This is a genomic window from Aquipseudomonas guryensis (genome assembly GCF_014164785.1).
Lineage (GTDB): Bacteria > Pseudomonadota > Gammaproteobacteria > Pseudomonadales > Pseudomonadaceae > Aquipseudomonas > Aquipseudomonas guryensis.
Window position 1 is genome coordinate 418,083 of sequence record NZ_JACJFN010000002.1, and the last position, 26,246, is coordinate 444,328.

Sequence of the window (26,246 nt, forward strand, 5' to 3'; positions counted from 1 at the left end):
CTGGGGCGCGGGCAAGCCCGCTCAGTCGAGCAGGCGCGCCGGGATCAGGTCGCTGCGTGGGTCATCGATCCGGCGAATGGCCACCTGACAAGCGCCGCGCACCTGGGGATCGGCGCGCGATTGCAGCACCACCAGCTGCCCGCCGATCTTCTTCAGCAGAGCGCGGTCGTACTCCATCAGGCGATGGCAGGCAGCTACGTCACCGCTGCCTTCCAGCGCGCAGGGAAAGCGAATCTCGCAGTAGGCGGTGTCGTCCTCCAGGCGCTCGATGCTCCAGAACTGCGGCAGGTCGAACAGGCGGCGCCATTCCTCGGCAATCGCCAGGGTGCCTTGCTGCGGTCGACCACGGTTCTTGCGCCAGATGAAGCTCGCCAGCAGGCGTGCCAGCCAGCGCGTGCGCCAGTGCCAGCCGCTGCGCGCCAGCGGCCCGGTGAAACCGTTGACCCGCCGGTAGAGGGCAATCTTCTGTTCGTCGCTGCTCATTACGGCAGCAGCAGGAGCACGCTGACGGCCAGCAGCACCAGCACGGTCAGGCCATGGCTGGCCTGGCGCAGCAGGAGCAGGCGGGCGAACAAGCCGGCGCAGTAGAGCAGGCGCAGCATGATGAAGGCGAAGCCGAGGGCGGCGGTCAGCGCCGGGCTGATCTGTCCGCTGGTTTCCCCCAGGTAGAGCAGGACGATGAACAGCACCGACTGTTCCAGGCTGTTGCCATGAGCGCGCACGGCCTTGAGCAGGTCGCTCTTGCCCCCGTCGCCGAAGGCGATCTGGTGACGCATGCGCAGACGGGTGATGTTGAGTGACAGGCCGATCAGCAACAGGGATAGGATCGCGGCGATATAGACGCTATAGGGCATGGGTGTTTCTCGTTGTTGTTAGGGGCACTGGCGAGATTAGGGGCAGGGGCTGGCGATGTAAAAGCGCCAGTGCTCATGGCGGTGATTCCCTGGGGTTATGGCGGGTAAAAGAAAGCCCGACACCAGGTCGGGCTTTCGAGGGGCCGGCAGGCCGGAAAAATCGGATCTGCTGCGCGTCGGCGATACGGCGTTAAGAACAGCCTCAGCAAGCCGCTTGCGGCTAACGCGCTTCCGCGCGACCCGAAGGGCGAGTGAAACGAGTCATGCTCATTTACAATTCTTAAACTGCGCTTCTTCGGCTGTTCTTGCCTTGTCTCGCTCTAGCTCGCGAGATCCTAATCAGAGCTAGGCGGCGGGACGTTGCTGGCGCTGGTAAAGGAACTCCAGCACGGCCGTGCGATACGCGTGGTACTGGCTGTCGTTGGCCAAGGCCAGGCGATTGCGCGGTCGCTCCAGCTCGACCTTGACGATATCGCCAATCGTCGCCGCCGGGCCGTTGGTCATCATCACGATGCGGTCCGAGAGCAGCACGGCTTCGTCGACGTCATGGGTAACCATCACCACGGTGCTGTGGGTCTCGCCGACGATGCGCAGCAGCTCGTCCTGCAGATGGGCGCGGGTCAGGGCGTCCAGCGCGCCGAACGGCTCGTCCATCAGCAGCACCTTAGGCTCCATGGCCAGGGCGCGGGCGATGCCGACGCGCTGTTTCATGCCCCCGGAGATCTCGTTGGGGTGCTTGTAGGTGGCGTGGCTGAGGCCAACCATGGCCAGGGCCGCTTCGGTGCGTGCCTTGAGCTGGGCCTTGCTTTCCTTGCCGGCGAAGACTTTTTCCACCGCCAGGTAGACGTTGCCGAAGCAGGTCATCCAGGGCAGCAGGCTGTGGTTCTGGAACACCACGCCGCGCTCCGGGCCGGGGCCGTCGATCTCGCGACCGTTGCAGATCAGGCCGCCTTCGCTGGCCTCGAGCAGGCCGGCGATCAGGTTGAGCACGGTGGATTTGCCGCAGCCGGAGTGGCCGATCAGCGAAACGAACTCGCCCTTGGCTATGCTCAGGTTGACGTCACTGAGCGCCTGGAAGCGGCCTTTCTTGGTATCGAAGTGTTTGCTGACGTTGGTCAGCTCGACGAACTTGTCCATGCGAACTCTCCTGTCTGGTGTAGGAGCCAGCTTGCTGGCGATCATTGGCTACTAGCTGCCGTTATGGATCGCCAGCAAGCTGGCTCCTACGAAAATTGATTAGTTGGCGTAGTCGAAGCGCTTAGCCAGCAGGAGCAGGGCTTGCTCCAGGGCCAGGCCGACCAGGCCGACGATGATGATGGCGATGAGGATGTGTTCGACGTTGAGGTTGTTCCACTCGTCCCACACCCAGAAGCCCAGGCCGGTACCGCCGGTGAGCATTTCCGCGGCGACGATCACCAGCCAGGCCACGCCGATGGCCAGGCGGATGCCGGTCATCAGGTGCGGCAGCACGGCAGGGAAGAGGATGCGGGTGAGCACCTTGAACTCCGACAGTTTGAGCACGCGCGCCACGTTGAGGTAGTCCTGCGGCACGCTGGCGACGCCGGCTGCGGTGTTGAGAATAATCGGCCAGATCGAGCTGATGAAAATCACCCAGATCGACGCCGGACCGGCAGCCTCGAACACCAGCAGGCCGATCGGCAGCCAGGCCAGCGGCGAAACCGGACGCAGCAGGCTGATGATCGGCGAGAGCATGTTGGCGAGGAAGGCGAAGCGGCCGATGGCGAAGCCCAGCGGAATACCGATCAGCGCCGCCAGGCCGAAGCCCAGACCGACACGGCCAAGGGAATGCAGGATATTCCAGCCGATGCCCATGTCGTTCGGGCCGTTGTCATAGAACGGATCGGCGAACAGCTCCAGTGCCGAATACCAGGTCGACAAGGGGCCCGGCAGACCTTCGCTGCGGGTGGCGATCAGGGCCCAGACGCCGATGAACAGGGCAATGCCGAGCAGCGGCGGAATAACTGCCTTGATCAGGTTGGTGAAAGCCTCGGCGCCAGGCAGGGCCCGGCGCGGAGTGCTGCTGGGGGCAACCGGGGTGGCCATTGTCAGTGGTGTTTTCACTGGAGCGTTCATCTAGGTGCCTCCGAAAATCAGGCTTTAATCGCGAAGGAATTGGCGTAGGCGGCCGGATTGGAGCCGTCCCACACCTTGCCGTCGATCAGGGTGCTGGAGCGCATCACGCTGCTCGGCACGCTCAGCCCAAGGGCGCTGGCGGCTTCGCTGAAGAGCTTGGTCTGGTTGATGCCGGCGGCCACGGCGGCGTAGTCCGGCTCGTCCTTGAGCAGGCCCCAGCGCTTGAACTGGGTGAGGAACCACATGCCGTCGGAGTGATAGGGGAAGTTCACGCTGCCGTCCTTGCAGAAGGCCATCGGGTTCTTGTCCTGCCAGCTGTTGCCCAGGCCGTCCTCGTAGTTGCCGAGGAAGCGCTGCTCGATCACTTCGGTCGGAGCGTTGACGTAGGCCTTGCCGGAGATGAGCTTGGCGGTGGCCTTCTTGTTCGCCTCGGAAGCATCGATGAAGCGACTGGCGTCGAGGATGGCCATGACCAGCGCGCGCGCGGTGTTGGGGTTCTGCTCGACGAACTCGCGGGAGCAGCCCAGCACCTTCTCCGGATGGTCGGCCCAGATCTGCTGGGTGGTGGTGGCGGTGAAGCCGATCTTGTCGAACACCGCACGCGCGCCCCATGGCTCGCCGACGCAGTAGCCGTCCATGTTGCCGACGCGCATGTTGGCGACCATCTGCGGTGGCGGCACGGTGATGGTTTTCACGTCGGTGAAGGGGTTGATGCCGTAGTGGGCCAGCCAGTAGTACAGCCACATGGCGTGGGTGCCGGTGGGGAAGGTCTGGGCGAAGGTCAGCGGGTTGCCGCCTTTCTTGATGTGTGCGGCCAGTTGCTCGCCGGTGGTGACGCCGGCTTCCTTGAGCTGCTTGGACAGGGTGATAGCCTGGCCGTTCTGGTTCAGGCCCATGAGCACGGCCATGTCCTTCTGCGGCCCGGCCAGACCCAGCTGCGAGCCATACATCATGCCGTACAGCACGTGGGAGGCATCCAGTTCGCCGGTGTTCAGCTTGTCGCGCACCCCGGCCCAGGAAGCTTCCTTGCTCGGGTTGATGGTCAGGCCGTATTTGGCGGCGAAGCCCTGGGTGGCAGCGACCACCACCGAGGCGCAGTCGGTCAGCGGGATGAAACCGATATTCAGCACGGCCTTTTCCGGGGCATCGGAGCCGGCGGCGTAGGCTGCGCTGCGCAGGAAACCTGGGGCGGACAGGCCGAGGGCGGCGATGCCGCCGACGGTGCCGGCGATGGCGATGGACTGCTTGAGGAAGTTACGGCGGTTGTTGTTAACCGGGTCTTTGGAATCACGATCACTCATGGAGTTTTCCTTTTTCATGGGCAAACAAAAACGGCGTACGCCAGAGGGACCCGATGGGAGAGGGTGCTCTGGCGGACGCCGTTGTCCGTGATCCGCGGCCCACCGCCGTTGGTGTGCTGCGCAGGAATCTGCAGGAGGTATTGCAAGGGGCTTGCCAGTTTTCGTCGGGAGCAGGCGCGACGAACCCGCCAGGCGCGTCAGCAGGCTTGGCAGCTGTTGAAATAGTGCAATTTAATCAATTGGTTAGCGTGTTTATTGGCGTGTTCGGAAAACTGTGAGTGATGCGCCCGCAGAAGGCTCCGCTGGGTGCTTGGCGAGTCACAGCGGTGCTTGCGGGCATCGCCGTGTGCGCTTTTGGTTCGGCGTGCGCGCTAGCCGCGCAGGGTTACCAGGGGCTGAGTGGCGAGCGCCTCGACGTAATCGCGCAGCCAACGCAAGACTTCCACTGCCTCCCAGCGCGCCGGATCGAACAGGGCATAGGCCTGGCCCTGGTAGCCAACCACGTCCAGCTGGCGGTGATAGCCGGCGCGTTGCAGCAGGGCTTCGATCTCGGCAAAACAGGTGTTGAAGTGCACGCGCGTGAACGGCGTCTTGCTGCCGGTCACCAGGCCCTCCAGGTGCAGTTCCTCGACCATGGCGCGTACGCTCTCCAGCGGCATCTGGTTCACTTTTTTCTTCAGCAGCAGTACGTCCTGCATGGTGGCGATCCTCTGCGGTGCACCGCGGCGGCGGTGCGGATTGTGCGGGTGGCGCTAGCGTAATAGAAAAATACTGTACAAATAAACAGTATTCGATGATAGTTGGCTCACGCACTACCGATCAGTTATCTCCACCTGCCTCGCAGGGGATTCACCGAGAGAGGAGCCGCTTATATGCACCACAAGCTGATGACACTTCTGCTATTGGCCCTGCTGGCCGGCTGCGCGCAGCCACAACTGGAACAGCCCAAGGCCAATGGCGCCTATCTGGTGATCGAGGACGGCGCCGCCTGGGCGGTGCTGGTGTCCGATGGCAAGCGGGTCGCGGAAGCGGGGCGGGTACTGGATGTGGTCAAGCTGCCCGGCCAGCACTCAAGCATCGCCGCCAGCTACGTGATCGAGACGGCCAATTGCGGCAAGTTGCAGTGGCTCACCGAACGCGACGAGTTGGGTGAGATCACCCGCCTGGCGCCGAGCGGCAATGAGCAGCTGGATCGCCCTGACTGCCTGATCGGCAACGGCTTGAGCCGCGCCTGGACCGCACTGGATTACTCCAGCTGAAACGACAAGGCCCCGGCAGATTGCGCTGCTGGGGCCTTGTCGTTTGGTAAAGCTGTATCGAGTTTGTGTGGGAGCGGATTCATCCGCGATAAGCAGGCCACTCCGAGCGCCCTTATCATCGCGGCTAAAGCCGCTCCCACAATATGGTTTCAGCCTTCAGCCTTGCGTGAATTGCTGGCAAGTACCTGAACCAGGCCATCGGCGCGGAACATCGCCTTGATCCCGCGGATCGCCTGACGGGTGCGGTCCTGGTTTTCGATCAGGGCGAAGCGCACATGGTCGTCGCCGTAGTCGCCGAAGCCGATACCGGGCGAGACGCAGACCTTGGCTTCCAGCAGTAGCTTCTTGGCGAACTCCAGCGAACCGAGGTGGGCATAGGGCTCGGGGATCTTGGCCCAGATGTACATCGAAGCCTTAGGCTTCTCCACCATCCAGCCGGCTTCATGCAGACCCTTGACCAGCATGTTGCGGCGCTGGCGGTACTGCTCGGCGATATCGCGCACGCACTGCTGGTCGCCTTCCAGGGCAGCGATGGCGGCTACCTGCAGCGGGGTAAAGGTGCCGTAGTCGTGGTAGCTCTTGATCCGCGCCAGCGCGCTTACGAGTTCGGGATTTCCGACCATGAAGCCGATGCGCCAGCCGGCCATGTTGTAACTCTTGGACAGGGTGAAGAACTCCACGGCGATGTCCTTGGCACCTTCCACCTGCATGATCGACGGGGCTTTCCAGCCGTCGTAGACGATGTCGGCGTAGGCCAGGTCGTGGATCACCAGTACGTCGTACTGCTTGGCCAGGGCCACCACGCGCTCGAAGAAGTCCAGCTCCACGCACTGCGCGGTGGGGTTGGAGGGGAAACCGAGAATCATCATCTTCGGCTTGGGGATCGACTCGCGAATCGCCCGTTCCAGTTCGGCGAAGAAGTCCACGCCGGGCACCAGCGGCACCGAACGCACCTGGGCACCGGCGATCACCGCGCCGTAGATATGGATCGGGTAGCTGGGGTTGGGCACCAGTACGGTGTCGCCATGGTCCAGGGTGGCCAGCATCAGGTGTGCCAGGCCTTCCTTGGAACCGATGGTGACGATGGCCTCGCTTTCCGGGTCGATCTCGACGTCGTAGCGGTCCTTGTACCAGCGCGAGATGGCGCGGCGCAGGCGCGGGATGCCACGGGAAGTGGAGTAGCCATGGGTATCGTCGCGCTGGGCGACCTGCACCAGTTTCTCGACGATATGCGGCGGTGTGGCGCCATCGGGGTTGCCCATGCTGAAGTCGATGATGTCCTCGCCACGGCGGCGGGCTGCCATCTTCAGTTCGGCGGTGATGTTGAAAACGTAGGGGGGGAGACGATCGATGCGCGCAAAACGACGCTTAGCTTGTTCAGCCATGCTTTCCTCAGAGTACGTAAGCGCCCGGAACCGTCCGAGCGACGTTGGCCAGTGCGCTGGCCAGGCGGCGAAGATAAGCGCTGCGGCGGGGCCTTGTCGAGCCCCGCAGTTGCGCCGGTGTTCAAGCCGGAATCTGTCGCTTTAGGCGTAGCAGCAAATCGGCCAGCAGCTCTATGTCGGCATCCGTGGTGCGCCACGACGAAACGCTGAGGCGAAAGGCCGGGTGGCCCTGCCAGATGGTCGGGCCGAACCAGACCTCGCCGCTGGCCTGCGCCGCTTCGCGGATGGCCACGGTCTGCGCATCGCTATCGCCGCGCACCAGCACCTGGTTGAGCACCACGCGGTTGAGCAGCGGGTATCCGCTCTCGCGCAGGCGCTCGGCCAGCAGGCCGGCCTGGCGAATATGCCGGTCGATCAGTTCGCGCAGACCGTCGCGGCCGAGGCTGGCCAGGGCCGCCCAGATCGCCACTCCGCGAGCACGGCGGGAGAACTCCAGGGTCAGGTTCTTCTGCGCGTCCTTGCTCGCGCTGGCATAGGCGGCGTCGCTGTTCATCGCCGTTGCCAGGGCATCGGCATCGCGGCAGATGGCCATGGCGCCGTCATAGGGGGTGTTCAGCCACTTGTGGCCGTCGCAGGTCCAGCTGTCGGCCAACTCCACGCCGGCGGCCAACTGCGCAGAAGAAGAGGCCCGGGCCCACAGGCCGAAGGCGCCATCGACATGCACCCAGGCACCGGCGGCCTTGGCCCGCGGGATCAGCTCGGCGAAGGGATCGAATTCGCCGGTGTTCACCTCGCCGGCTTGCAGGCAGAGGATGCTCAGGTCATCCAGTGCCGGCAGCTGCGCGGGGTCGATGCGGCCCTGGGCATCGGTGGGGGCGACGATCAGTCGGTTCATGCCGAAGCCGAGGATGCGCAGAGCTTTCTTCACCGTGATATGGCAGGTGGCGGAGACCACGATGCGCACTTCCGGCGCGCCGATCAGGCCGTCGCCATCGAAGTCCCAGCCCTTGCGCGCCAACAGTGCACGACGGGCGGCCGACAGGCTGGCCAGGGTGCAGGCGGTGGCGCTGGTGCCAAAGCCGACAGCGCTGCTGCGCGGCAGGTCAAGGGCTTCCAGCACCCAGCGTCCGGCGGTGCGCTCCAGTACATCGGCGACCGGGGCATTGTCGAAGGAAGAGGCGCACTGGTCCCAGGCCAGCACCATGCGCTCGGCCGCTGCAGCAGCGGGCAGAGTGGCGCCGATGACGAAGCCGAAGTAGCGCGGACCGTTGCTGGCCACGGTGGCCGGTGAGCCAATCTCGTCGAGCTGGCGCAGTACGTCCTGATCATTCAGGCCCTGTTCGGGCAGCGGCTGCTCGAAGGCCTGCAGGGCGGCGATGGCGGAGGGCGGGGGGAAGACCGGACGGCTGTCGATGCCATCGTAATAGTCGAGGGCGCGGCGATCCGCGTCGGCCAGTAGCTGGCGTTCTTCGTGGGTGGTGGGCATGGCGATCTCGGTGGTAGGCGCTAGTGCCGTCACCTTAGCCAATCAGGGCCTGTCAGCGCAGATACACAGTTGCAGGGAGTGAGTCGTACAGTTGAAGACTGACACGGTACGGATGGGGTAACAGTGCAAGGTTGACCAGTACAGTTCTGCCGCCCTTAGAATCTGCCTACGATCTGCTGCACGTCGGCCATGCTGCGTTGAAAACAGGCTCGGAATGCTCATTTACTAATCGTAAACTGCGCTTCCTCGTCTGTTTTCGCCTTGCCTGGCTCTAGCTCGCGAGATCGTATACAGATTCTGCCGGGCGCCGGTACCGTTTCAGTTACCTAGCATATCGTGCATCGCGATGATCTGTTCGGCCACCTGGATCAGCTTCTGCTGACGGCTCATGGCCTGGCGGCGCATCAGGGTGTAGGCATCTTCCTCATTGCAGCTCTTCATCTTCATCAGCAGGCCCTTGGCCAGTTCGATGCGTTTGCGTTCGGCCAATTGCTCGTCGCGCGCTACCAGTTGCGCGCGCAGGGCCTGGTCGCTCTCGAAGCGGGCCATGGCCACATCGAGGATCGGTTGCAGGCGCTCGGCATGGATACCTTCGACGATGTAGGCGCTGACGCCGGACTGGATGGCCTGGCGCATCACGCTGGGGTCGTGCTCGTCGGTGAACATGACAATCGGGCGCGGCTGGTCGCGGGTGACCAGCACCACCTGTTCCATCACGTCGCGGCCGGGGGACTCGGTATCGATCAGCACCACGTCGGGGCGTACGGCCTCGACGCGCTCGGGCAGGTCGATGGTCAGCCCCGACTCGTCGATGACCTCGAAGCCCGCCTCGATCAGTGCGCTCTTCAGGCGTCCGACCTTCTTCGGGGTGTCGTTGATCAGCAGAATTCGTAGCATGTTGGCGTTCGTCTCGCAGTGTTACAGGGCGATGGGCGCGGCAAGGCCGCTGCGCGCGTGAATGGCAAAGCTGCCGGCGTAGCCAACTGGATCGCTGCCATCCCAGACCTTGCCATCGAGCAGGGTGGCGCTGCGCATCGGGTTCTTGGGCACGGCAATACCCAGCGCTTCGGCAGCCTGGCGGTAGAGATCGAGCTGGTGAATCTGCCGGGCGACACCCAGGTAGTCCGGGTCGTCCTTGAGCAGGCCCCAGCGGCGGAACTGGGTCATGAACCACATGCCATCGGACAGCCAGGGCATGGTCACTTCGCCGTCGGCGAAGAAACGCAGCGGGTGGGCGTCCAGCCAGGCATGGCCGAGACCGTCTTCGTACTGACCGAGGAAGCGCGGTTCGATGGCCGACAGCGGCGCATCGACGTATTCGCGGCTACTGATCAGCTGTGCGGTGCTGCGCTTGTTCTCTTCATTTTCATCGATGAAACGGCTGGCTTCCAGTACCGCCATGGTCAGGGCGCGAGCGGTATTGGGGTACTGCTCGACGAATTCGCGGGTCACTCCCAGCACTTTCTCCGGGTGGTCGGCCCAGATCATCTGGCTGGTGGCCAGGGTGAAGCCCTGGTCTTCTTCCACGGCCAGTGCGCCCCAGGGGCCGCCTGCACAGAAGCCATCGATGCGTGCGGCCTTGAGGTGGGCGACCATCTGTGACGGCGGTACCACCACGCTGTTGACATCTTCCAGTGGGTGAATGCCTTGGCTGGCCAGCCAGTAGTTCAGCCACATGGCATGCGTGCCGGTGGGGAAAGTCTGGGCGAAGGTCAGTTTTGCACCGCTTTGACGCACGCGACTGGCCAGTGCCTCGGCACTGGTCACGCCGGCCTGCTTGAGAGGTTCGGACAGGTTGATTGCCTGGCCGTTCTGGCACAGGCCCATGAGGATGGCCATCTCGGTGGCCGGGCCGCTGAGGCCCAGGTGAATGCCGTAGACCTGGCCGTACAGCGCCTGGGCGGCGTCCAGTTCGCCGGACAGCAGCTTGTCGCGCAGGGTGGCCCAGGAGGCTTGGCGCTGCAGGTTGAGGGTCAGGCCATAGGGCTGGGCGAAGCCCTGGGTGGCTGCGACGATCAGCGAGGCGGAGTCGGTGAGGGCCATGAAACCCAGGTCCAGCACGCTCTTTTCCGGTGCATCGGAGCCTGCGACCCAGGCCAGGCTGTCGTTACGGGTGCTTTCGATTTCGCTCATGTACGTTGTTCCGCCGTTGAACAAAAAAGGCGCCGCCCCCAGCTACCACGCAGGTGGTAACCAGAAACGACGCCATTGTCTATGAACTGACTCCGCCGTTGGAGAGAGTTCTGCTGTTTTCGTTCTAGCAAGCGATATGCCAGCAGTGCTGCGGCAGAAAAACAAAACCCCGCCGGAGCGGGGTTTGCTGGAGCAGATGGGGATTAACGCTCCATCATCTGCTTAACATGATCCTGTGGAATCTGCTGCTTGCGGCCTTCACTGTCTTCGAATTCGAGCATGCCGGTGTCGCGGTCCAGTTCTGGCTTGCCGTCGCTGGTGAGCATTTGCCCGTCGGTGGTGGTGATGATGTATTCGCTGGCACAACCGGCCAGACCGACAGCACAGAGCAGAATCAGAAAGCAGTGTTTCATAAAGGAAACTCCCGGATGTTCAGTGTATGAGCCGCAAACCAGCGACCCCAGGCTGCACGCTACGGGTTGAGCTGGGTGGGGTGCAAGGTGAACCCACAAAAAAGGATGCCGAAGCATCCTTTATTTGACCGGGAGCAATGGCTCAGGCGGCGACGAAGCTGGCCGGGTAGGCGAGGCCGGCCTGGCTGCTCTGTACTTCGCTCAGGGTCTCGCGCACTACTTGCTTGGCCAGGCAGGCACATTTGCCGCATTGGCTGGCAACGCCCAGCGTTTCGCGAACGTCGCGGTAGCTGCAGCAACCGTCATAGATGGCATCGCGGATTTGACCGTCGGTAACACCCTGGCAGAGGCAAACGTACATGGGCAGGCTCGGATGAGAATGGGTTGCTGTTGGCAGGGGATACTAATGTTAATGAGAATGCTTGTCAAAACTTTGCGCTAGCTTTTCCCGTCTGACTGATAACTGTCTGGGTTCAAGTACGCCGAACCTTTAATCCGGCTTTGCAATAGGCACAAAAAACCCGGCCTGGGCCGGGTTTTCCTTTTGCGGCTGCACGGACTTAGTGGTCGAACTCGTCCCAGCCGCCCATTTCCTTCCAGCGGTTGACGATGCCGCAGAACAGCTCGGCAGTTTTCTCGGTGTCGTAGCGCGCGGAGTGCGCTTCCTTGCCGTCGAAGGCGATGCCGGCGGTCTGGCAGGCCTTGGCCAGTACGGTCTGGCCGTAGGCGAGGCCGGCCAGAGTGGCGGTGTCGAAGCTGGAAAAGGGGTGGAAGGGGTTGCGCTTGATGTCGCAGCGGGCCACGGCGGCATTCAGGAAGCCGAGATCGAAACTGCTGTTGTGGCCGACCAGGATGGCGCGCTTGCAGCCATTGGCCTTGATCGACTTGCGCAAGCCCTTGAAGATTTCACCCAGCGCATGCTCTTCGCTGACCGCCATACGCAGCGGATGGTCCAGTTTGATCCCGGTGAACTCCAGGGCCGCCTGCTCGATGTTGGCGCCGGCGAACGGCTCGATGCGGAAGAAGTGGGTGTGGTCCGGGTAGACGAAACCACCTTCATCCATTGCGATGGTGGTCGCGGCGATCTCCAGCAGGGCGTCGGTGGCGCAGTTGAAGCCGCCGGTCTCGACATCCACCACTACCGGCAGGTAGCCGCGGAAGCGCGCCGCCATCGGGTGGCGGGGGCCTGAAGGCAGATTGCCGTCGAGTTCGTCGTCGTAGTTCTCTTCGCTCACGCGGGGTTCTCCAGCAGGCGCCAGCGCAGGTTCTCACCGGCGCGCAGGGGGATTACGGTCTGTTCGCCCAGCGGTAGGCTGGCCGGGGCGGTCCACTCTTCACGCACCAGGGTGATGCGGTCGGTGTTGCGTGGCAAATTGTAGAAGTCGGGGCCGAAATGGCTGGCAAAACCTTCCAGCTTGTCCAGCGCGTTGCGCTGCTCGAAGGCCTCGGCATACAGTTCGATGGCGGCGTAGGCGGTGTAGCAGCCGGCACAGCCGCAGGCGGCTTCCTTGGCATGCTTGGCGTGCGGCGCCGAGTCGGTACCCAGGAAGAACTTGGCGCTGCCGCTGGTGGCAGCATCCAGCAGGGCTTCCTGGTGGGTATTGCGCTTGAGGATCGGCAGGCAATAGAAGTGCGGACGGATGCCGCCGACCAGCATGTGGTTGCGGTTGTACAGCAGGTGGTGGGCGGTGATGGTCGCGCCGACCTTGCTCGAAGCGGCGTTGACGAACTGCACCGCGTCGCTGGTGGTGATGTGCTCGAAGACGACTTTCAGGCTGGGGAAGCGTTCGACCACCCGTACCAGGTGCTCATCGATGAAGCGCTTTTCGCGGTCGAACACGTCGACCTCGGCACGGGTCACTTCGCCATGCACCAGCAGCGGCAGGCCGACTTCGGCCATGGCTTCCAGCGCCGGGAAGATCTTGTCGATGCTGGTCACCCCGGAGTCGGAGTTGGTGGTGGCACCGGCCGGGTAGAGTTTGGCGGCATGCACGAAACCACTGGCCATGGCGCTGCGCACATCTTCGGCCGAGGTGTTGTCGGTGAGGTACAGCACCATCAGCGGCTGGAACTGGCTGCCGGCCGGACGGGCGGCGAGGATGCGCTGGCGGTAGCCATCGGCCTCGGCGGTGTTGCGTACCGGGGGTACCAGGTTGGGCATGATGATGGCGCGGGCAAAGGTGCGCGCAACGTCGGCAACGGTATGCGGCAGTACAGCGCCGTCGCGCAGGTGAATATGCCAATCGTCGGGGCGCAGCAGGGTAATGCGGTCGGACATGGAGGTTTCCAGGCGGGTAAAACGTGCTGGCATGCTACCGGAAATGGCCTTCGCCGGCACGGCTATCAAGTTTTCCCGAGGCTGACCGATACTTCAGGGGAATGCCGTTTCTCCGTGTGGAGCCTGTCGTGCGCCAACCCTATCTGACCCTGCTAAGCGTGCTGGCCTGCCTATCCCTGGGCCAGCCTGCTGCGGCCATCACTTTCCAGACGCGCATGGAAAAGGTGGAGTGGAAAGTCGAGGGCGACAAGTTCGAGTGCCGGCTGTCGCAGCCGATCGCGGATTTTGGCAGCGGCGAGTTCGTCCGTCGCGCTGGCGAGCAGGCGACATTCCGCCTGAAGACCCGCGAGCGCTGGCTGGGAGCAGGCTCGGCCACCCTGCTGGCGGCGGCTGCGCCCTGGCAGCCAGGACGCGGCGATATCAACCTCGGCCCGGTTACCGTGGTGGCAGGCGAAGTGCCGTTCAACAGTTCCCAGGAGCAGGCTGGCCGTTTGCTCACTGGCTTGATGGAAGGCCGCAGCCCGCTGGTCAAGCACCGTACCACTGCAGGCGGCGACAGCCTCGATGTGCGCCTGCTGCCGGTCAAGTTCAACCAGGCCTACAGCGACTACCTCAAGTGCACCGCCGGCCTGCTGCCGGTCAATTTCGACCAAATTCGCAAGGCACAGATTGGCTTCCCCGGCGGCGGGGCGGTACTCGATGACCTGGGGCGGGCCAAGCTGGAGATCATTCTTGACTTTCTCAAGGCCGATCCCAGCGTCAATCGCATCGAGCTGGATGGGCATTCCGACAACAGCGGCAACCGCCTGACCAACCGCGATACCTCGCGGCGCCGGGCGCTCGCCGTGGAGGAGTACCTCAAGGCCAATGGCGTGCCCGCCGAGCAGATCGTCGTGCGCTTCCATGGCGAACGTTACCCACTGGTACCGAACAGCAGCGAAAGCAACCGGGCGAAGAACCGCCGGGTGACCATGACCCTGTCCCGCGAGCCGGTGGCCGAACCGGCAGATGAGGCGGCCCCAGCCCCGGCTGCACCGCCCCCACCCGCTGATCCGGCGGCCACTTCCTGAGGTCCCACGCTTAAATAAATCTGTCGCTTTGTCGCCAGTGCCTGTCGCGCCCCTGTAAATCGCCGGGCGCGGCCGGTAGAATCGCGGGTTTTCCGTACAACCCCGTGGAGTTGATTGGCATGGCGGACGTTAAGAAGGTAGTTCTGGCTTATTCCGGTGGCCTGGATACCTCGGTAATCCTCAAGTGGCTGCAGGACACCTATGAATGCGAAGTGGTGACCTTCACCGCTGACCTCGGCCAAGGCGAAGAAGTCGAGCCGGCTCGTGCCAAGGCCCAGGCCATGGGCGTCAAGGAAATCTACATCGACGACCTGCGCGAAGAATTCGTCCGCGACTTCGTCTACCCGATGTTCCGCGCCAACACCGTCTATGAAGGCGAGTACCTGCTGGGTACCTCCATCGCCCGTCCGCTGATCGCCAAGCGCCTGATCGAGATCGCCAACGAGACCGGCGCTGATGCCATCTCCCACGGCGCCACCGGCAAGGGCAACGACCAGGTGCGTTTCGAACTGGGCGCCTATGCACTCAAGCCGGGCGTGAAAGTCATCGCCCCTTGGCGCGAGTGGGACCTGCTGTCCCGCGAGAAGCTGATGGACTACGCCGAGAAGCACGCCATCCCGATCGAGCGCCACGGCAAGAAAAAATCGCCGTACTCGATGGATGCGAACCTGCTGCACATCTCCTATGAAGGCGGCGTGCTGGAAGACACCTGGACCGAGCACGAAGAAGACATGTGGAAATGGACCGTCTCGCCAGAGAACGCTCCAGACAAGCCGACCTACCTTGAGCTGACCTACCGCAAGGGTGACATAGTCGCCATCGACGGCGTGGAAATGACTCCGGCCACCGTGCTGGCCACGCTGAACAAGATCGGCGGCGAGAACGGTATCGGTCGTCTCGACATCGTCGAGAACCGCTATGTCGGCATGAAGTCCCGTGGCTGCTACGAGACTCCCGGCGGCACCATCATGCTGCGCGCCCACCGCGCCATCGAGTCGATCACCCTGGATCGCGAAGTGGCCCACCTGAAAGACGAGCTGATGCCCAAGTACGCCAGCCTGATCTACACCGGCTACTGGTGGAGTCCAGAGCGCCTGATGCTGCAGCAGATGATCGATGCCTCGCAGGCCCACGTGAATGGTGTGGTGCGCCTGAAATTGTACAAGGGCAACGTCATCGTCACCGGCCGCAAGTCCGACGACTCGCTGTTCGACGCCAATATCGCCACCTTCGAAGAAGACGGCGGCGCTTACAATCAGGCCGATGCGGCGGGCTTCATCAAGCTCAACGCGCTGCGCATGCGCATCGCTGCCGGCAAGGGCCGCAAGTTGTTCTGATAAGCTGCCAGGCAAGCTACAGGACCCCGGCCACGAGCCGGGGTTTTGCATTCAAGGGCCCGGATACGGGTCACAGAGGAGAAACTCAATGAGACTGCTGCATACCATGCTGCGCGTTGGCGACATGGACAAGTCCATCGCCTTTTACACCGAAGTGCTGGGCATGACCCTGCTGCGCCGCAAGGATTACCCGGACGGCCAATTCACCCTGGCCTTCGTTGGCTATGGCGACGAAGCCCACAACAGCGTGATCGAACTGACCTACAACTGGGGCGTCGACAGCTACGAGCTGGGCACTGGCTACGGCCATATCGCCCTGGAAGTGGCCGATGTGTACAAGGCCTGCGAGGACATCCGTTCGCGCGGCGGCAAGATCACCCGCGAGCCGGGGCCGATGAAGCACGGCACCAGCATTCTGGCGTTTGTCGAAGACCCGGACGGCTACAAGATCGAGCTGCTGTCTCCGAGTCGCAACGACTGATCTGCTGTGCCGCATTTTTCCTAGGTGGCAGGCTGTTGCGGGAGCTGTCGGCGCTAGCAGTTTTGTCGCTAGTGCGGTCTGGTCGCGGCTGATCCTGCCGTCAGGCATAGGTGAGTAGCATCAGCGCTGCGCAAAAAAAAGCCCCGCAAGTGCGGGGCTTTTTCATGGCCGACCTTCAGAGGTCGAAGTCGTAGTCGCCGAGCTGTTTCTGCAGGCGTCGCTCTTCCAGGTAGTTGTCGATGACCCGGCGTTTGGCCAGGTTGGTCTTGGCGACTTCCACCACCGGACGCTCGGTGGTTTCTTCGGCGTCTTCGGCGACAAAGTCATCGTCGAGTACGAGTTCTTCTTTGTCAGTGCTCATCAGGTTCACTCCAACTCAGGGGGCGATGTTGGCGACCTTATAGCGACAAAGCGGAACAGGGTAAAAAAGATTTTTTCAATCGATGTATTGGCTTAATCAATGGCCGGTTAATCGTCGGAGGTTTTTGCCCTGTATTCGCACAGATCCTCGATGCGGCAGCTGCCACAGCGCGGCTTGCGCGCCTGGCAGACATAGCGGCCGTGGAGGATCAGCCAGTGGTGCGAATCGAGGAGAAAGTCCTTGGGCACGAACTTGAGCAGTTTCTTTTCCACTTCCAGCACGTTCTTGCCCGGCGCGATGCCGGTGCGGTTGCTGACGCGGAAGATGTGCGTGTCTACGGCCATGGCCAGCTGGCGGAAGGCGGTGTTGAGCACTACGTTGGCGGTCTTGCGGCCAACGCCGGGTAGCGCTTCAAGGTCTTCGCGGTTATCCGGCACCTGGCTGTTGTGCTTTTCCACCAGGATGCGGCAGGTCTCGATGACGTTCTTCGCCTTGCTCGGGTACAGGCCGATGGTCTTGATGTACTCGCACAGGCCCTCATAGCCCAGGGCGTAGATCGCTTCCGGGGTGTTGGCCACCGGATAGAGCTTGGCCGTGGCCTTGTTTACTCCAACGTCGGTGGCCTGAGCGGAGAGAATCACCGCGATCAGCAGCTCGAAGGGCGTGCTGTAGGCCAGCTCGGTCTTCGGCTCGGGGTTGTCCTCGTGCAGCCGGCGGAAGATCTCGTAGCGCTTGGCCGCGTTCACTCGATCACCCCGGTAACTCGTACACGGCGGCTGGCGGCGGGCTCAGCTTCCGGCTGGGCGGCCTTGGCACGCTCGGCGACCAGGGCATCGATACGGTTCTTCAGGGCGATCAGCAGGCCGAGGACGAGGAACGCACCTGGCGGCAGGATGGCCAGCAGGAAGCCCTGGTAGTCAGCGAACATTACCAGTTGCCAGTTGGCGGCAATCGGACCGAACAGCAGGTGCATGTTGGCTAGCAGTGCGCCGGTGCCGAGCAGTTCGCGCACCGCGCCGATGGCCAGCAGCACCAGGCCGAAACCGGTGCCCATCATCAGGCCGTCGAAAGCGGCATGGCCGACGCTGTTCTTCGCCGCGAAGGCTTCGGCGCGGCCGAGGATGATGCAGTTGGTGGTGATCAGCGGGATGAAGATGCCGAGGATCTGGTACAGCTCATAGGTGAAGGCCTGCATCAGCAACTCGATGCAGGTGGTCAGCGCGGCGATGATCATGACGAAAGCCGGCAGGCGCACGGCATCGGTGACCTGGCGGCGGATCAGAGCTACAGCGGCGTTCGAGCAGGCCAGCACCAGGGCGGTGGCGATGGCCATGCCGAGGGCGTTTACCACCGAGTTGCTCACCCCCAGCAGCGGGCACAGGCCGAGCAGCTGGACCAGGCCCGGATTGTTCTTCCACAGGCCGTTGATGGCGATTTCGCGGTAGCTAGCCATTGTTGTTTTCCCCGCCCTGACTGGTAACCGGCGCGAGTAGCTCGGCCTGGTGTGCGTCGAAATACTGCAGCGCCTTGTGCACCGCCTTGACCACCGCGCGCGGGGTGATGGTGGCTCCGGCGAACTGGTCGAACTGGCCGCCGTCCTTCTTCACCGCCCAGCCGGCGGCATCCGGCGACTGCAGCGACTGGCCGGCGAAGCTGTTGATCCACGGGCTCTTGGCCAGCTCGATCTTGTCGCCCAGGCCTGGGGTTTCCTTGTGCCCGACCACGCGCACGCCCGCCAGGCGGCCATCGGCATGGATGCCCACCAGCAGGAAGATGCTGCCGCTGTAACCGTCCGGCGCGGTGGCCTGGAGGATCACCGCCGTCGGCTCGCCCTGCAGGGTGGCCAGGTAGGCCGGACTGGGTGTCTTGTTGCCGAGCAGCGGGTCGAACACCTGGCGCGGGTGATCCAACAGGTGGTTGTCGTAGCTGCCGGCGGGGAGGATCTGCGCCAACGCCTGGGCCTTGGCTTCGCGCTCGGCGGCGGCGATGCGCGTGGCGGTGCCTTGCTGGGTGATCGCCACCACGCCGACGGTGACCACGGCGAACAGGCCGAGCACCAGGCTGTTTTTCAGCATCGAGCGGGAAATTTCCGGCAGGGCCATGTCATTCCCCCAGTTTGAAGCCGCGCTCCGGCTTGCGATGGCCGTAGGTGCGCGGGCGGGTGTAGTAGTCGATGGTCGGGGCGCACAGGTTCATCAGCAGCACGGCGAAGGCCACGCCATCCGGGTAGCCGCCCCAGGTACGGATGATATAGACCAGCACGCCAACGCCGGCACCGAAGAGGATTCGCCCCAGGTTGCTGGTGGCGCCGGACACCGGGTCGGTGACGATGAAGAAGGCGCCGAGCATGGTCGCGCCGGTCAGCAGGTGGAACAGCGGAGAGCCGTTGGAATCCGAACCGGAGCCATTCCAGCACAGCAGGCTGATGACGAACAGCGCGCCGAGCATGCCCAGCGGCGCGTGCCAGCTGATCACCTTCTTGTAGATGAGGAACAGGCCGCCCAGCAGGAAGGCCAGGTTGACCCATTCCACCGCCTTGCCGCCGAACTCGCCGAAGGCCGGGTTCTGCGCCCACAGCTCGTCCATGGTCAGGCTCTTGTTGATTTTCAGGCTGTCCAGGGCGGTGGCCTGGCTCCAGCCGTCGGGCAGGGCGGCGAGGCCGAAGATCTGCTGGATGCCGTCCCAGGCGCCCACCGTGTGCGGCTTGGGCCAGCTGGTCATCTCGATGGGGAAGGAAATCAGCACCACCACGTAGCCGATCATCGCCGGGTTGAACGGATTCTGGCCGAGGCCGCCATACAGCTGCTTGCCGAACACGATGGCGAAGCCGACCGCGACCAGCGTCAGCCACCAGGGCGCGTAGGGCGGCAGGGCCAGGGCCAGCAGTACGGCGGTGACCAGGGCGCTGCCATCCTTGAGGAAGAAGGCGATCGGGCGCTGGCGCGCGGCCAGGATCGCCGCTTCCACGGCCAGGGCGACGACGCTGGCCCAGACCAGGTTGACTAGGGTGCCGATACCGAACAGCCAGGTCAGGACCAGGGCGCCCGGCGCGCAGGCGGCGGCTACCAGCAGCATGACGCGCTGGGTACGGTTGCTGCCCTTGGCGTGGGGCGAGGTGATGCGGGGCAGGGCCATTGATGCTCCGTGTCTGCTTGCGCCGTCATTGGGGCGGCGCAGCGCTGTTCTGTAGCCCGGATGCAATCCGGGCGGGCGATCCGCAGATCGTTCGGTTAATCCTGCTCCTCTGCGATTGTGCGAGAGGGGCGTTGTCTTGCTTGCAGGTAGCGCAGACCATCGATGGTGTCGCGCGGCCTTCCCCGGATTGCATCCGGGCTACGGTTTCTGCTGCTCCGCCAGTTTCTGTTCGGCCTCGGCCAGGCGTGCGCGGGCGGCATCAAGTGCCTCGCTGGCGGCCTGCTCATCGCGCTCCAGTTTGCGCAGGTCGGCGCGGGCGAAAGCGAGTTCGGTTTTCAGGGCGCGCAAGGCTTCATCCACCGGGCCCTTGTCGGTACGCACCAACTCGGGGGCCGGCTTGTTCGAGGCCTCTTCGGCGGCATGCAGGGCCTGTTCGGCGGCGGCCAGGGCGGCGCGCAGGGGCGCCAGCTCGGCTTCCCCGGCAGCAGCCTTTTCTGCCTTCTTCAGTTCGGCGCGTTTCATCGCCAGTTCGATCTTGGCTTTCTTCAGCGCTTCGTCGCCGGCCGGTTTGGCGGCGGGAGCCGGCGCTGCGCTTTGCAGGCTTTCCACGGCTTGCTCGGCGGCAGCCAGCTGCTGGCGGGCCTGTTCCAGTTCGCTCTGCTGCTCGGCCGTGGGGCTTTCCAGCTTCTCCAGCTTGCGCAGCTGTGCCTTGAGCATGGCGGCTTCGATCTTGGCTTTCTTCAGCGCTTCGTCGCCGGCCGGTTTGGCGGCGGGAGCGGGCGCTGCACTCTGCAGGCTTTCCACGGCTTGCTCGGCGGCGGCCAGCTGCCGGCGAGCCTGTTCCAGTTCGCTCTGCTGCTCGGCCGTGGGGCTTTCCAGCTTCTCCAGCTTGCGCAGCTGAGCCTTGAGCATGGCGGCTTCGATCTTGGCCTTCTTCAGTGCTTCGTCAGCCGGCGGTGCGGCTGTAACGGCCGGGGCACTGGCCTGCACGGCTTCCAGGGCTTTCTGCGCGGCTTCGGCGGCGGCGCGCAGAGTGCTGACCTGGGCCTGTAGCTCGGGGGTGTCGTGGCTGGCCAGCTGTTTCTCGGCTTTTTTCAGGGCGACCTGGGCCATGCTGGCTTCGATCTTCAGGCGCTTGAGCTGGTCGTCGGCGGCAGGTGCAGCGGCAACTGGCGCGCTGCTTGCTGCTTCGGCCTGGGCCGCCTTGGCCTTGGCGGCACGCTCGGCGCGGGCGATGCGCTCGGCTTCCTTGCGTTCTTCCTCGCGGCGCAGGCGCTCCTGGCGCAGTTCGAAGCGCTGCTTGGAGTGCTCGGCCTTCTGCTGCTTCTGTTCCAGGTCGCGGATCTCGGCCTTGGCGGCGCGGTAGTACTGCACCAGCGGGATGCTCGACGGGCAGACATAGGCGCAGGCGCCGCACTCGATGCAGTCGAAGAGGTTGTGCGCCTTAAGCTGCTCATGCTGCTGGCCGAGGGCGAAGAAGTGCAGCTGTTGTGGCAGCAGGCTGGCTGGGCAGGCTTCGGCGCATTCACCACAGCGGATGCACGGCATGGCCGGCGGCGGGGTGGGGAGCTCGGCACTTGTTGAAGCCAGCAGGCAGTTGCTGGTCTTGATCAGCGGCACGCCGAGGTCGGGCAGGCTGAAGCCCATCATCGGCCCGCCCATCACCAGGCGATTGAGCTTGGCTTGGTCCAGCCCGGCGAAGTCGAGCAGCTCGCCCACGGGAGTGCCGATCAGTGCCTCGACGTTGCCAGGACGGCTCAGGGCTTCGCCAGTCAGGGTAGTGATGCGCGAGATTAGCGGCTTGCCCAGCACGATGGCGTCATGGATGGCCACACAGGTGCCGACGTTCTGGCAGAGCATGCCGATATCGGCCGGCAGTCCGCCGCTGGGCACTTCCACGCCAGTGAGGATCTGGATCAGCTGCTTCTCGCCACCAGACGGGTACTTGGTCGGGAACACCTTGAGGCTGTAGCTGCGCTCGACCAGGGCGGCGCGCACGGCGGTGATGGCCTCGGGTTTGTTGTCCTCGATGCCGATCAGCACCTGGTCGGGCTGGATCAGTTGCACCAGGATGTCGATGCCGGAGATCAGCTCGGCGGCGCGTTCACGCATCAGCATATCGTCGGCGGTGATGTACGGCTCGCACTCGGTACCGTTGATGATCAGCGTGTGGATCTTCTGCGTCGGCCGCGCCGTAAGCTTGACCGCCGTAGGGAAACCGGCACCGCCCAGGCCGTTGATGCCGGCCTGGCGGATCTTCTCCAGCAGCTCGGCGGCTTCCATGTGCCGATAGTCCGGGCAGGGCTGCAGGTCGGTCCACTGCTCCAGGCCGTCGCTGTCGATGACGATGGCCGCTGCCGGCATGCCGGACACATGCGGGTAGGGCTGCGCGCCGATAAAACTGACGGTGCCGGAGGTCGGCGCATGCACGGCGGCGCTAACGAAGCCATTGGCCTCGGCGATCTTCTGGCCCTTGAGCACATGTTCGCCCACCGTCACGCAAGGCTCGGCGGCGGCGCCGATGTGCTGGCCCAGCGGCAGGATCAGGCGCTTGGGCAGTGGCGCCGGCTGGATCGGCGTGCGGTTGGAGAGGGTCTTCTGCTCCGCCGGGTGGATGCCGCCGGGGATGTCCCAGATCTGCTGGGTGTGGTCGATCAACGCGCTCATGCGGCTTGCTCCCGGTCGCTGGCGATCAATTGGCCGGGGGCCAGCGGCAGCTGCCATTTCCAGGTCTGCACGGTGCTGCCGAGCGGGATCATGTCGATGCAGTCGACCGGGCAAGGCTCTACGCAGAGGTCGCAGCCGGTGCATTCGCTGACGATCACCGTGTGCATCTGCTTGGCCGCGCCGACGATGGCATCCACCGGGCAGGCCTGGATGCACTTGGTGCAACCGATGCACTCGGCTTCGCGGATATAGGCGACCATCTGCGGCTTCTCGCCTTCGACGGCGTCCAGCGGCTCGGCCTCGACATCCAGCAGATCGGCCAGGGCCTGGATCGTCGCCTCGCCGCCGGGTGGGCACTTGTTGATCTTGTCGCCACCGGCAATCGCCTCGGCGTAAGGCTTGCAGCCGGGATAGCCGCACTGGCCGCACTGGGTCTGCGGCAGCAGGGCGTTGATCTGCTCGGCGATCGGGTCACCCTCGACCCGGAAACGCACCGCCGCATAACCGAGGATGGCGCCCGCCAGCAGGCACAGGGCCAGGAGGGCGAGGACGGCAATCAGAATCAGGCTCATAGCTTGATCAGCCCGGCAAAGCCCATGAACGCCAGCGACATCAGCCCGGCGGTGATCATGCCGATGGCGGCGCCCTGGAAGGACTGCGGCACATCGGCGATGGCAATGCGCTCCCGCATGGCGGCGAACAGCACCAGCACCAGGGAGAAACCCAGGCCGGCGGCAAAGCCGTTGGCGGTGGCGGTAATAAAGGTGAACTCGGCCTTGTTGGCGTTGACCAGGGCCACGCCGAGTACGATGCAGTTAGTGGTGATCAGCGGCAGGAAGATGCCCAGCACGCGGTAGAGCAGGGGGCTGGTCTTGTTCACCACCATCTCGGTGAACTGCACCACCACAGCGATCACCAGGATGAAGCTGATGGTGCGCAAGAACTCTAGACCCAGTGGCTCCAGCACGTATTCCTGCACCAGGTAGCTGCACATGGCGGCCAGGGTGAGGACAAAGGTGGTGGCCAGCGACAGGCCGATGGCGGTCTCGATCTTCTTCGATACGCCCATGAACGGGCACAGGCCGAGAAACTGCACCAGCACGAAGTTGTTGACCAGGATGGCACTGACCATGATCAAGGCGAGTTCGGTCATCGGGTTACCGTTGCGGGCAGAAAGGCCGGATTAAAAGGGTGCCTATTATCGGGAAGAGCCTCTGCACCTGCAATGCGCGGCGTGAACTACCGCTCAGGGGTGAAAAATGTCCGCTCCTCCCAATTGGTGTACCATTTGTCTGTCTGCTAATGTTGCCGCACATTGCTATAACTAAGCTCAACTTCAACGGAATGATGGGCTGTAAAAACAACATCGCCAAGGAAGGTCTCCAGCAAATGCGCCTAGCGCATTCGAAGTTCGCAGGAGTGTCCAGAATTGGAATCCCAGCAGGTGCGTGGCTTTAGTCTTATCGAGCTGATGATCGTCATCGTCATCATCGGCATTTTGGCGGCCATCGCCATTCCCAACTATCAGCAGTACATCCTGCGCAGCAATCGCGCAGCCGCCCAAGCGGAAATGATGGATATCGCCAATCGGCAGAAGCAGTTTCTCCTTGCTAACCGCGCCTATGTCGGCAAGGCAGACCTGGAAGCTTCCGGCTATGCGCTGCCAGCGGATCTTGGCTCCCGCTACAGCTACGCCATAACGGTTGGCAGCGGCACTCTACCTACCTTCGTCATTACCTTTACCGCCATTGGCTCGCAGGCGGCCGATGGCGATCTCACGCTGAACAGTGCTGGCGTAAAGACTCCAGCGGATAAATGGTGACCTATATGGCGAACATTTTCCGTAAAGAGCAGGGCATCAGTCTGATCGAGGTGCTGGTCACCTTGGTCATTCTGGCAGTTGGTATGCTGGGTATCATGGGCATGCAGGCCCGCTTGCAGCAGTCGGAGGCCGAGGTTTATCAGCGTACCCAGGCGCTGATCCTGTTGCAGGACATGGCCAGCCGGCTGGCGGCAAACCGCAACCAGGCGGCCAGCTATGTCACCGGCCCGAACAGCCCGCTGGGGGCAGGCATGACCTGCCCGGCGTCTGGGGCTACGCAGCTGGAGCGCGATCGTGCCGAGTGGTGCAACGCCTTGCAGGGCGCGGCGGAAACGGACGCTACGGGCAATGTCGGCGCCATGCTGGGCGGCCGCGGCTGCGTCGAGTCGCTGGGTTCCGGACAATACCTGATCACCGTGGCATGGCAGGGGCTTGGCGCATTGACGGCACCACCGAGTGGCGCCGCCTGTGCGGCCAACAGCTACAACCTGGCAGGCAGCGAATGTACCGGTGACCTGTGTCGCCGAGTAGTAACCACCGTAGTACGGGTGGCCACTCTATGAACAGCTTTACGTTGGCGGCCAGGCCGCAATCCAGAGGCTTCGGTCTGATCGAACTGTTGGTCGCCATGGCCATCGGTTTGTTGTTGATGGGGGCGACCCTGAAGCTTTATCTCGATCTCAATCGCAGCCATCAGGACATGGCTCGAGTCAATCAGCAGATAGAGGCCGGTGGTGTGGCCATCCAGGTGCTGCGCGAAGATCTGCTGCATGCCGGGTTCTGGAACGGTTACGTGCCGGAGTTCGATGATTTCACTTTCTCTACGGCACCGACCGATTACCCTACTGCGGCACCTGGCCCTTGCCTGGCTTTTTCCAGTTGGACGGCAACCGAGAAAGCCAATCGCGTGGGCATGGCCATTCAGCTCTTCGATGATGTGCCGACCGGTTGCACGACCCAATTGCCCGACCGCGTGGCTGACAGCGATGTACTGGTCGTGCGTTATGCGCAGACCTGCGTGCCCGGTACCGCCAATTGTGCGGCACTCAATGCCGCAGATGCCTACTTCCAGGCCTCGCAGTGCAACAGTGATGCCGTGCGTTATTCCATTGAACTGGGCGGCGGCACCCTGACCCAGCGTGACTGCAGCACCCTCGCCGAGCGCCGGCAATGGGTGAACAACATCTACTACCTGCGCACCTACTCCACCACGCCGGGTGACGGTATTCCCACCCTGATGCGTTCGAGCTTTTCGGCTGGAGTTCAGCAGCCGGCAGTGGCGCTGATCGAAGGGGTCGAAGCCATGCGCTTCGAGCTGGGTGTGGATCAGGTCAGTGATGCCGGCTTGGCAGTGGTGTCCACGGATCCGGTGGCCTGGGCCAATACGGAAGTGCGCACTTCCCCCACCAATCGTGGCGATGGTGCCGCAGATGCCCTGTGCCGCTCAGCCACGCCCTGCACCCTGGCTGATCAGATCAATACGGTGATGGTCAAGGCTTACCTGCTGGTGCGGACCCTGAATGAAACCCAGGGCTACACCTCCGACAAGACTTACTTCGTCGGTGATCCGGGTGATAGCGATGCCGAATTCGGCCCGTTCAGTGATGGCTTCAAGCGCCATGTCTACACGACCAGTGTGCGCCTCACCAATGTCTCCGGCCGGAGGGAAACGCCATGAAAACCTTGCAGCGTGCACAACAGGGGGTGGTTCTGGTTGTTGGCCTGGTGATGTTGCTGCTGGTCACCCTGCTGGTGGCCAGTGCTTTCACCTTGAGTTCGGGCAGCCTGGATTCGGTGAGCAACCAGCAATGGCGCAGTGAGGCGGTTGCTGCGGCCGATGCGGCTCTGGAACAGGTGATTGGTTCGGCATTCACCACCTCACCACAGGCGCAGACGATTCCCATCGATATCAACCAGGACAGTACCAGCGAATACCAGGTTGCCGTGACTGAACCGGTCTGTGAACGGACTAGCCTGGCTAGCAGCGCCGCGCCCAGCAGCGTGACCCTGGCCGGAATATCCAGCAATACCTGGAACACCGTGTTTGCCGTGCAGGCCAGCGTGGACGACCCGGTTACCGGCGCTGCGGTTCAGGTGCGCTCGGGTGTTCGAGTGTTGTTGAGCGATTCACAGAAGCAGCTGTTGTGTCCTTAATGTGTACTGGCGCGAG

The 26,246-nt window shown here is 63.4% G+C and carries 30 protein-coding genes; 8 read left to right on the forward strand and 22 right to left on the reverse strand.

Going from position 1 to position 26,246, the window contains the following annotated elements; all coding sequences use genetic code 11:
• Positions 1 to 21: 21 nt before the first annotated feature.
• The 6 genes from H3H45_RS09645 to H3H45_RS09670 form a co-directional block, all read right to left on the reverse strand.
• Positions 22 to 483, reverse strand: a complete 462-nt coding sequence (locus H3H45_RS09645; protein WP_182833515.1) for a hypothetical protein — start codon at positions 481 to 483, stop codon at positions 22 to 24.
• On the reverse strand, positions 483 to 854 hold the full coding sequence (locus tag H3H45_RS09650; protein WP_182833516.1) for an MAPEG family protein: 372 nt from the start codon (positions 852 to 854) through the stop codon (positions 483 to 485). The genes H3H45_RS09645 and H3H45_RS09650 overlap by 1 nt, the downstream gene beginning before the upstream one ends.
• Positions 855 to 1,199: 345 nt before the next feature.
• On the reverse strand, positions 1,200 to 1,991 hold the full coding sequence (locus H3H45_RS09655) for an ABC transporter ATP-binding protein (protein ID WP_182833517.1): 792 nt from the start codon (positions 1,989 to 1,991) through the stop codon (positions 1,200 to 1,202).
• 99 nt (positions 1,992 to 2,090) lie between these two features.
• On the reverse strand, positions 2,091 to 2,948 hold the full coding sequence (gene ntrB, locus H3H45_RS09660) for a nitrate ABC transporter permease (RefSeq protein ID WP_182833518.1): 858 nt from the start codon (positions 2,946 to 2,948) through the stop codon (positions 2,091 to 2,093).
• A gap of 17 nt (positions 2,949 to 2,965) precedes the next feature.
• Positions 2,966 to 4,249, reverse strand: a complete 1,284-nt coding sequence (locus tag H3H45_RS09665; RefSeq protein ID WP_182833519.1) for a CmpA/NrtA family ABC transporter substrate-binding protein — start codon at positions 4,247 to 4,249, stop codon at positions 2,966 to 2,968.
• A gap of 371 nt (positions 4,250 to 4,620) precedes the next feature.
• A complete protein-coding gene (locus tag H3H45_RS09670) occupies positions 4,621 to 4,947 on the reverse strand; it encodes a transcriptional regulator (protein ID WP_182833520.1) in 327 nt (108 codons plus the stop codon).
• Positions 4,948 to 5,121: 174 nt separating this feature from the next.
• Here H3H45_RS09670 and H3H45_RS09675 point away from each other — a divergent pair, with 174 nt between their 5' ends.
• Positions 5,122 to 5,508, forward strand: coding sequence for a hypothetical protein (locus tag H3H45_RS09675; RefSeq protein WP_182833521.1), 387 nt, complete (start codon positions 5,122 to 5,124; stop codon positions 5,506 to 5,508).
• A gap of 149 nt (positions 5,509 to 5,657) precedes the next feature.
• Here the strand turns inward: H3H45_RS09675 and alaC are convergent, their stop codons facing one another.
• The 8 genes from alaC to pyrC all read right to left on the reverse strand — a co-directional run bounded on the left by alaC (position 5,658) and on the right by pyrC (position 13,203).
• Positions 5,658 to 6,893, reverse strand: a complete 1,236-nt coding sequence (gene alaC, locus H3H45_RS09680) for an alanine transaminase (protein ID WP_182833522.1) — start codon at positions 6,891 to 6,893, stop codon at positions 5,658 to 5,660.
• 121 nt (positions 6,894 to 7,014) lie between these two features.
• Complete coding sequence (locus H3H45_RS09685; protein WP_182833523.1) at positions 7,015 to 8,379, reverse strand: pyridoxal phosphate-dependent decarboxylase family protein; 1,365 nt, start codon at positions 8,377 to 8,379, stop codon at positions 7,015 to 7,017.
• A 318-nt stretch (positions 8,380 to 8,697) separates the two neighbouring features.
• Positions 8,698 to 9,276 (reverse strand): ANTAR domain-containing response regulator, encoded by a 579-nt coding sequence (locus H3H45_RS09690; RefSeq protein WP_173207535.1) that lies wholly within the window; start codon positions 9,274 to 9,276, stop codon positions 8,698 to 8,700.
• 21 nt (positions 9,277 to 9,297) lie between these two features.
• Positions 9,298 to 10,512, reverse strand: a complete 1,215-nt coding sequence (locus tag H3H45_RS09695) for a CmpA/NrtA family ABC transporter substrate-binding protein (RefSeq protein ID WP_182833524.1) — start codon at positions 10,510 to 10,512, stop codon at positions 9,298 to 9,300.
• A gap of 203 nt (positions 10,513 to 10,715) precedes the next feature.
• Positions 10,716 to 10,925: a YgdI/YgdR family lipoprotein gene (locus tag H3H45_RS09700; RefSeq protein ID WP_173207529.1), complete on the reverse strand. Its 210-nt coding sequence runs from the start codon at positions 10,923 to 10,925 to the stop codon at positions 10,716 to 10,718.
• A gap of 142 nt (positions 10,926 to 11,067) precedes the next feature.
• On the reverse strand, positions 11,068 to 11,286 hold the full coding sequence (locus H3H45_RS09705; RefSeq protein WP_182833525.1) for a bacterioferritin-associated ferredoxin: 219 nt from the start codon (positions 11,284 to 11,286) through the stop codon (positions 11,068 to 11,070).
• Positions 11,287 to 11,485: 199 nt separating this feature from the next.
• On the reverse strand, positions 11,486 to 12,160 hold the full coding sequence (gene rnt / locus H3H45_RS09710) for a ribonuclease T (RefSeq protein ID WP_182833526.1): 675 nt from the start codon (positions 12,158 to 12,160) through the stop codon (positions 11,486 to 11,488).
• On the reverse strand, positions 12,157 to 13,203 hold the full coding sequence (gene pyrC, locus H3H45_RS09715) for a dihydroorotase (protein ID WP_182833527.1): 1,047 nt from the start codon (positions 13,201 to 13,203) through the stop codon (positions 12,157 to 12,159). The genes rnt and pyrC overlap by 4 nt, the downstream gene beginning before the upstream one ends.
• Positions 13,204 to 13,331: 128 nt before the next feature.
• Here pyrC and H3H45_RS09720 point away from each other — a divergent pair, with 128 nt between their 5' ends.
• The 3 genes from H3H45_RS09720 to gloA all read left to right on the forward strand — a co-directional run bounded on the left by H3H45_RS09720 (position 13,332) and on the right by gloA (position 16,091).
• Positions 13,332 to 14,273 carry a flagellar protein MotY gene (locus tag H3H45_RS09720; RefSeq protein ID WP_407926689.1) on the forward strand — a complete coding sequence of 314 codons (942 nt, stop codon included), beginning with the start codon at positions 13,332 to 13,334 and terminating at the stop codon, positions 14,271 to 14,273.
• A gap of 119 nt (positions 14,274 to 14,392) precedes the next feature.
• Entirely contained in the window at positions 14,393 to 15,610 is a 1,218-nt protein-coding gene (locus H3H45_RS09725; RefSeq protein ID WP_182833529.1) for an argininosuccinate synthase, read from the forward strand.
• 88 nt (positions 15,611 to 15,698) lie between these two features.
• Positions 15,699 to 16,091, forward strand: coding sequence for a lactoylglutathione lyase (gene gloA, locus H3H45_RS09730; RefSeq protein WP_182833530.1), 393 nt, complete (start codon positions 15,699 to 15,701; stop codon positions 16,089 to 16,091).
• A 175-nt stretch (positions 16,092 to 16,266) separates the two neighbouring features.
• On the opposite strand, the gene H3H45_RS09735 is transcribed toward gloA, so the two are convergent.
• The 8 genes from H3H45_RS09735 to rsxA all read right to left on the reverse strand — a co-directional run bounded on the left by H3H45_RS09735 (position 16,267) and on the right by rsxA (position 23,407).
• Positions 16,267 to 16,452, reverse strand: coding sequence for a PA3496 family putative envelope integrity protein (locus tag H3H45_RS09735; protein ID WP_182833531.1), 186 nt, complete (start codon positions 16,450 to 16,452; stop codon positions 16,267 to 16,269).
• Between the two features lie 107 nt (positions 16,453 to 16,559).
• Positions 16,560 to 17,198 (reverse strand): endonuclease III, encoded by a 639-nt coding sequence (gene nth / locus H3H45_RS09740; RefSeq protein WP_182833532.1) that lies wholly within the window; start codon positions 17,196 to 17,198, stop codon positions 16,560 to 16,562.
• A complete protein-coding gene (locus H3H45_RS09745) occupies positions 17,195 to 17,905 on the reverse strand; it encodes an electron transport complex subunit E (RefSeq protein ID WP_182833533.1) in 711 nt (236 codons plus the stop codon). Before H3H45_RS09745 ends, nth begins: the two co-directional genes overlap by 4 nt.
• Positions 17,898 to 18,554, reverse strand: a complete 657-nt coding sequence (gene rsxG, locus H3H45_RS09750) for an electron transport complex subunit RsxG (protein ID WP_182833534.1) — start codon at positions 18,552 to 18,554, stop codon at positions 17,898 to 17,900. The genes H3H45_RS09745 and rsxG overlap by 8 nt, the downstream gene beginning before the upstream one ends.
• 1 nt (position 18,555) lies before the next feature.
• Entirely contained in the window at positions 18,556 to 19,587 is a 1,032-nt protein-coding gene (rsxD, locus tag H3H45_RS09755; protein WP_182833535.1) for an electron transport complex subunit RsxD, read from the reverse strand.
• Between the two features lie 198 nt (positions 19,588 to 19,785).
• Positions 19,786 to 22,254 (reverse strand): electron transport complex subunit RsxC, encoded by a 2,469-nt coding sequence (rsxC, locus tag H3H45_RS09760; protein WP_182833536.1) that lies wholly within the window; start codon positions 22,252 to 22,254, stop codon positions 19,786 to 19,788.
• A complete protein-coding gene (rsxB, locus tag H3H45_RS09765) occupies positions 22,251 to 22,826 on the reverse strand; it encodes an electron transport complex subunit RsxB (protein WP_182833537.1) in 576 nt (191 codons plus the stop codon). Before rsxB ends, rsxC begins: the two co-directional genes overlap by 4 nt.
• Positions 22,823 to 23,407, reverse strand: a complete 585-nt coding sequence (gene rsxA, locus H3H45_RS09770; RefSeq protein WP_173207495.1) for an electron transport complex subunit RsxA — start codon at positions 23,405 to 23,407, stop codon at positions 22,823 to 22,825. Before rsxA ends, rsxB begins: the two co-directional genes overlap by 4 nt.
• A gap of 318 nt (positions 23,408 to 23,725) precedes the next feature.
• Here rsxA and H3H45_RS09775 point away from each other — a divergent pair, with 318 nt between their 5' ends.
• From H3H45_RS09775 to H3H45_RS09790, 4 genes are read left to right on the forward strand one after another with little or no spacing between them, the layout of a single operon-like run.
• Complete coding sequence (locus tag H3H45_RS09775; protein ID WP_220494255.1) at positions 23,726 to 24,076, forward strand: type IV pilin protein; 351 nt, start codon at positions 23,726 to 23,728, stop codon at positions 24,074 to 24,076.
• Between the two features lie 5 nt (positions 24,077 to 24,081).
• Positions 24,082 to 24,639, forward strand: a complete 558-nt coding sequence (locus H3H45_RS09780; protein WP_220494226.1) for a prepilin-type N-terminal cleavage/methylation domain-containing protein — start codon at positions 24,082 to 24,084, stop codon at positions 24,637 to 24,639.
• Positions 24,636 to 25,754: a PilW family protein gene (locus H3H45_RS09785; RefSeq protein ID WP_182833540.1), complete on the forward strand. Its 1,119-nt coding sequence runs from the start codon at positions 24,636 to 24,638 to the stop codon at positions 25,752 to 25,754. The genes H3H45_RS09780 and H3H45_RS09785 overlap by 4 nt, the downstream gene beginning before the upstream one ends.
• Complete coding sequence (locus tag H3H45_RS09790) at positions 25,751 to 26,230, forward strand: PilX N-terminal domain-containing pilus assembly protein (RefSeq protein WP_182833541.1); 480 nt, start codon at positions 25,751 to 25,753, stop codon at positions 26,228 to 26,230. Before H3H45_RS09785 ends, H3H45_RS09790 begins: the two co-directional genes overlap by 4 nt.
• Positions 26,231 to 26,246 lie beyond the last annotated feature (16 nt).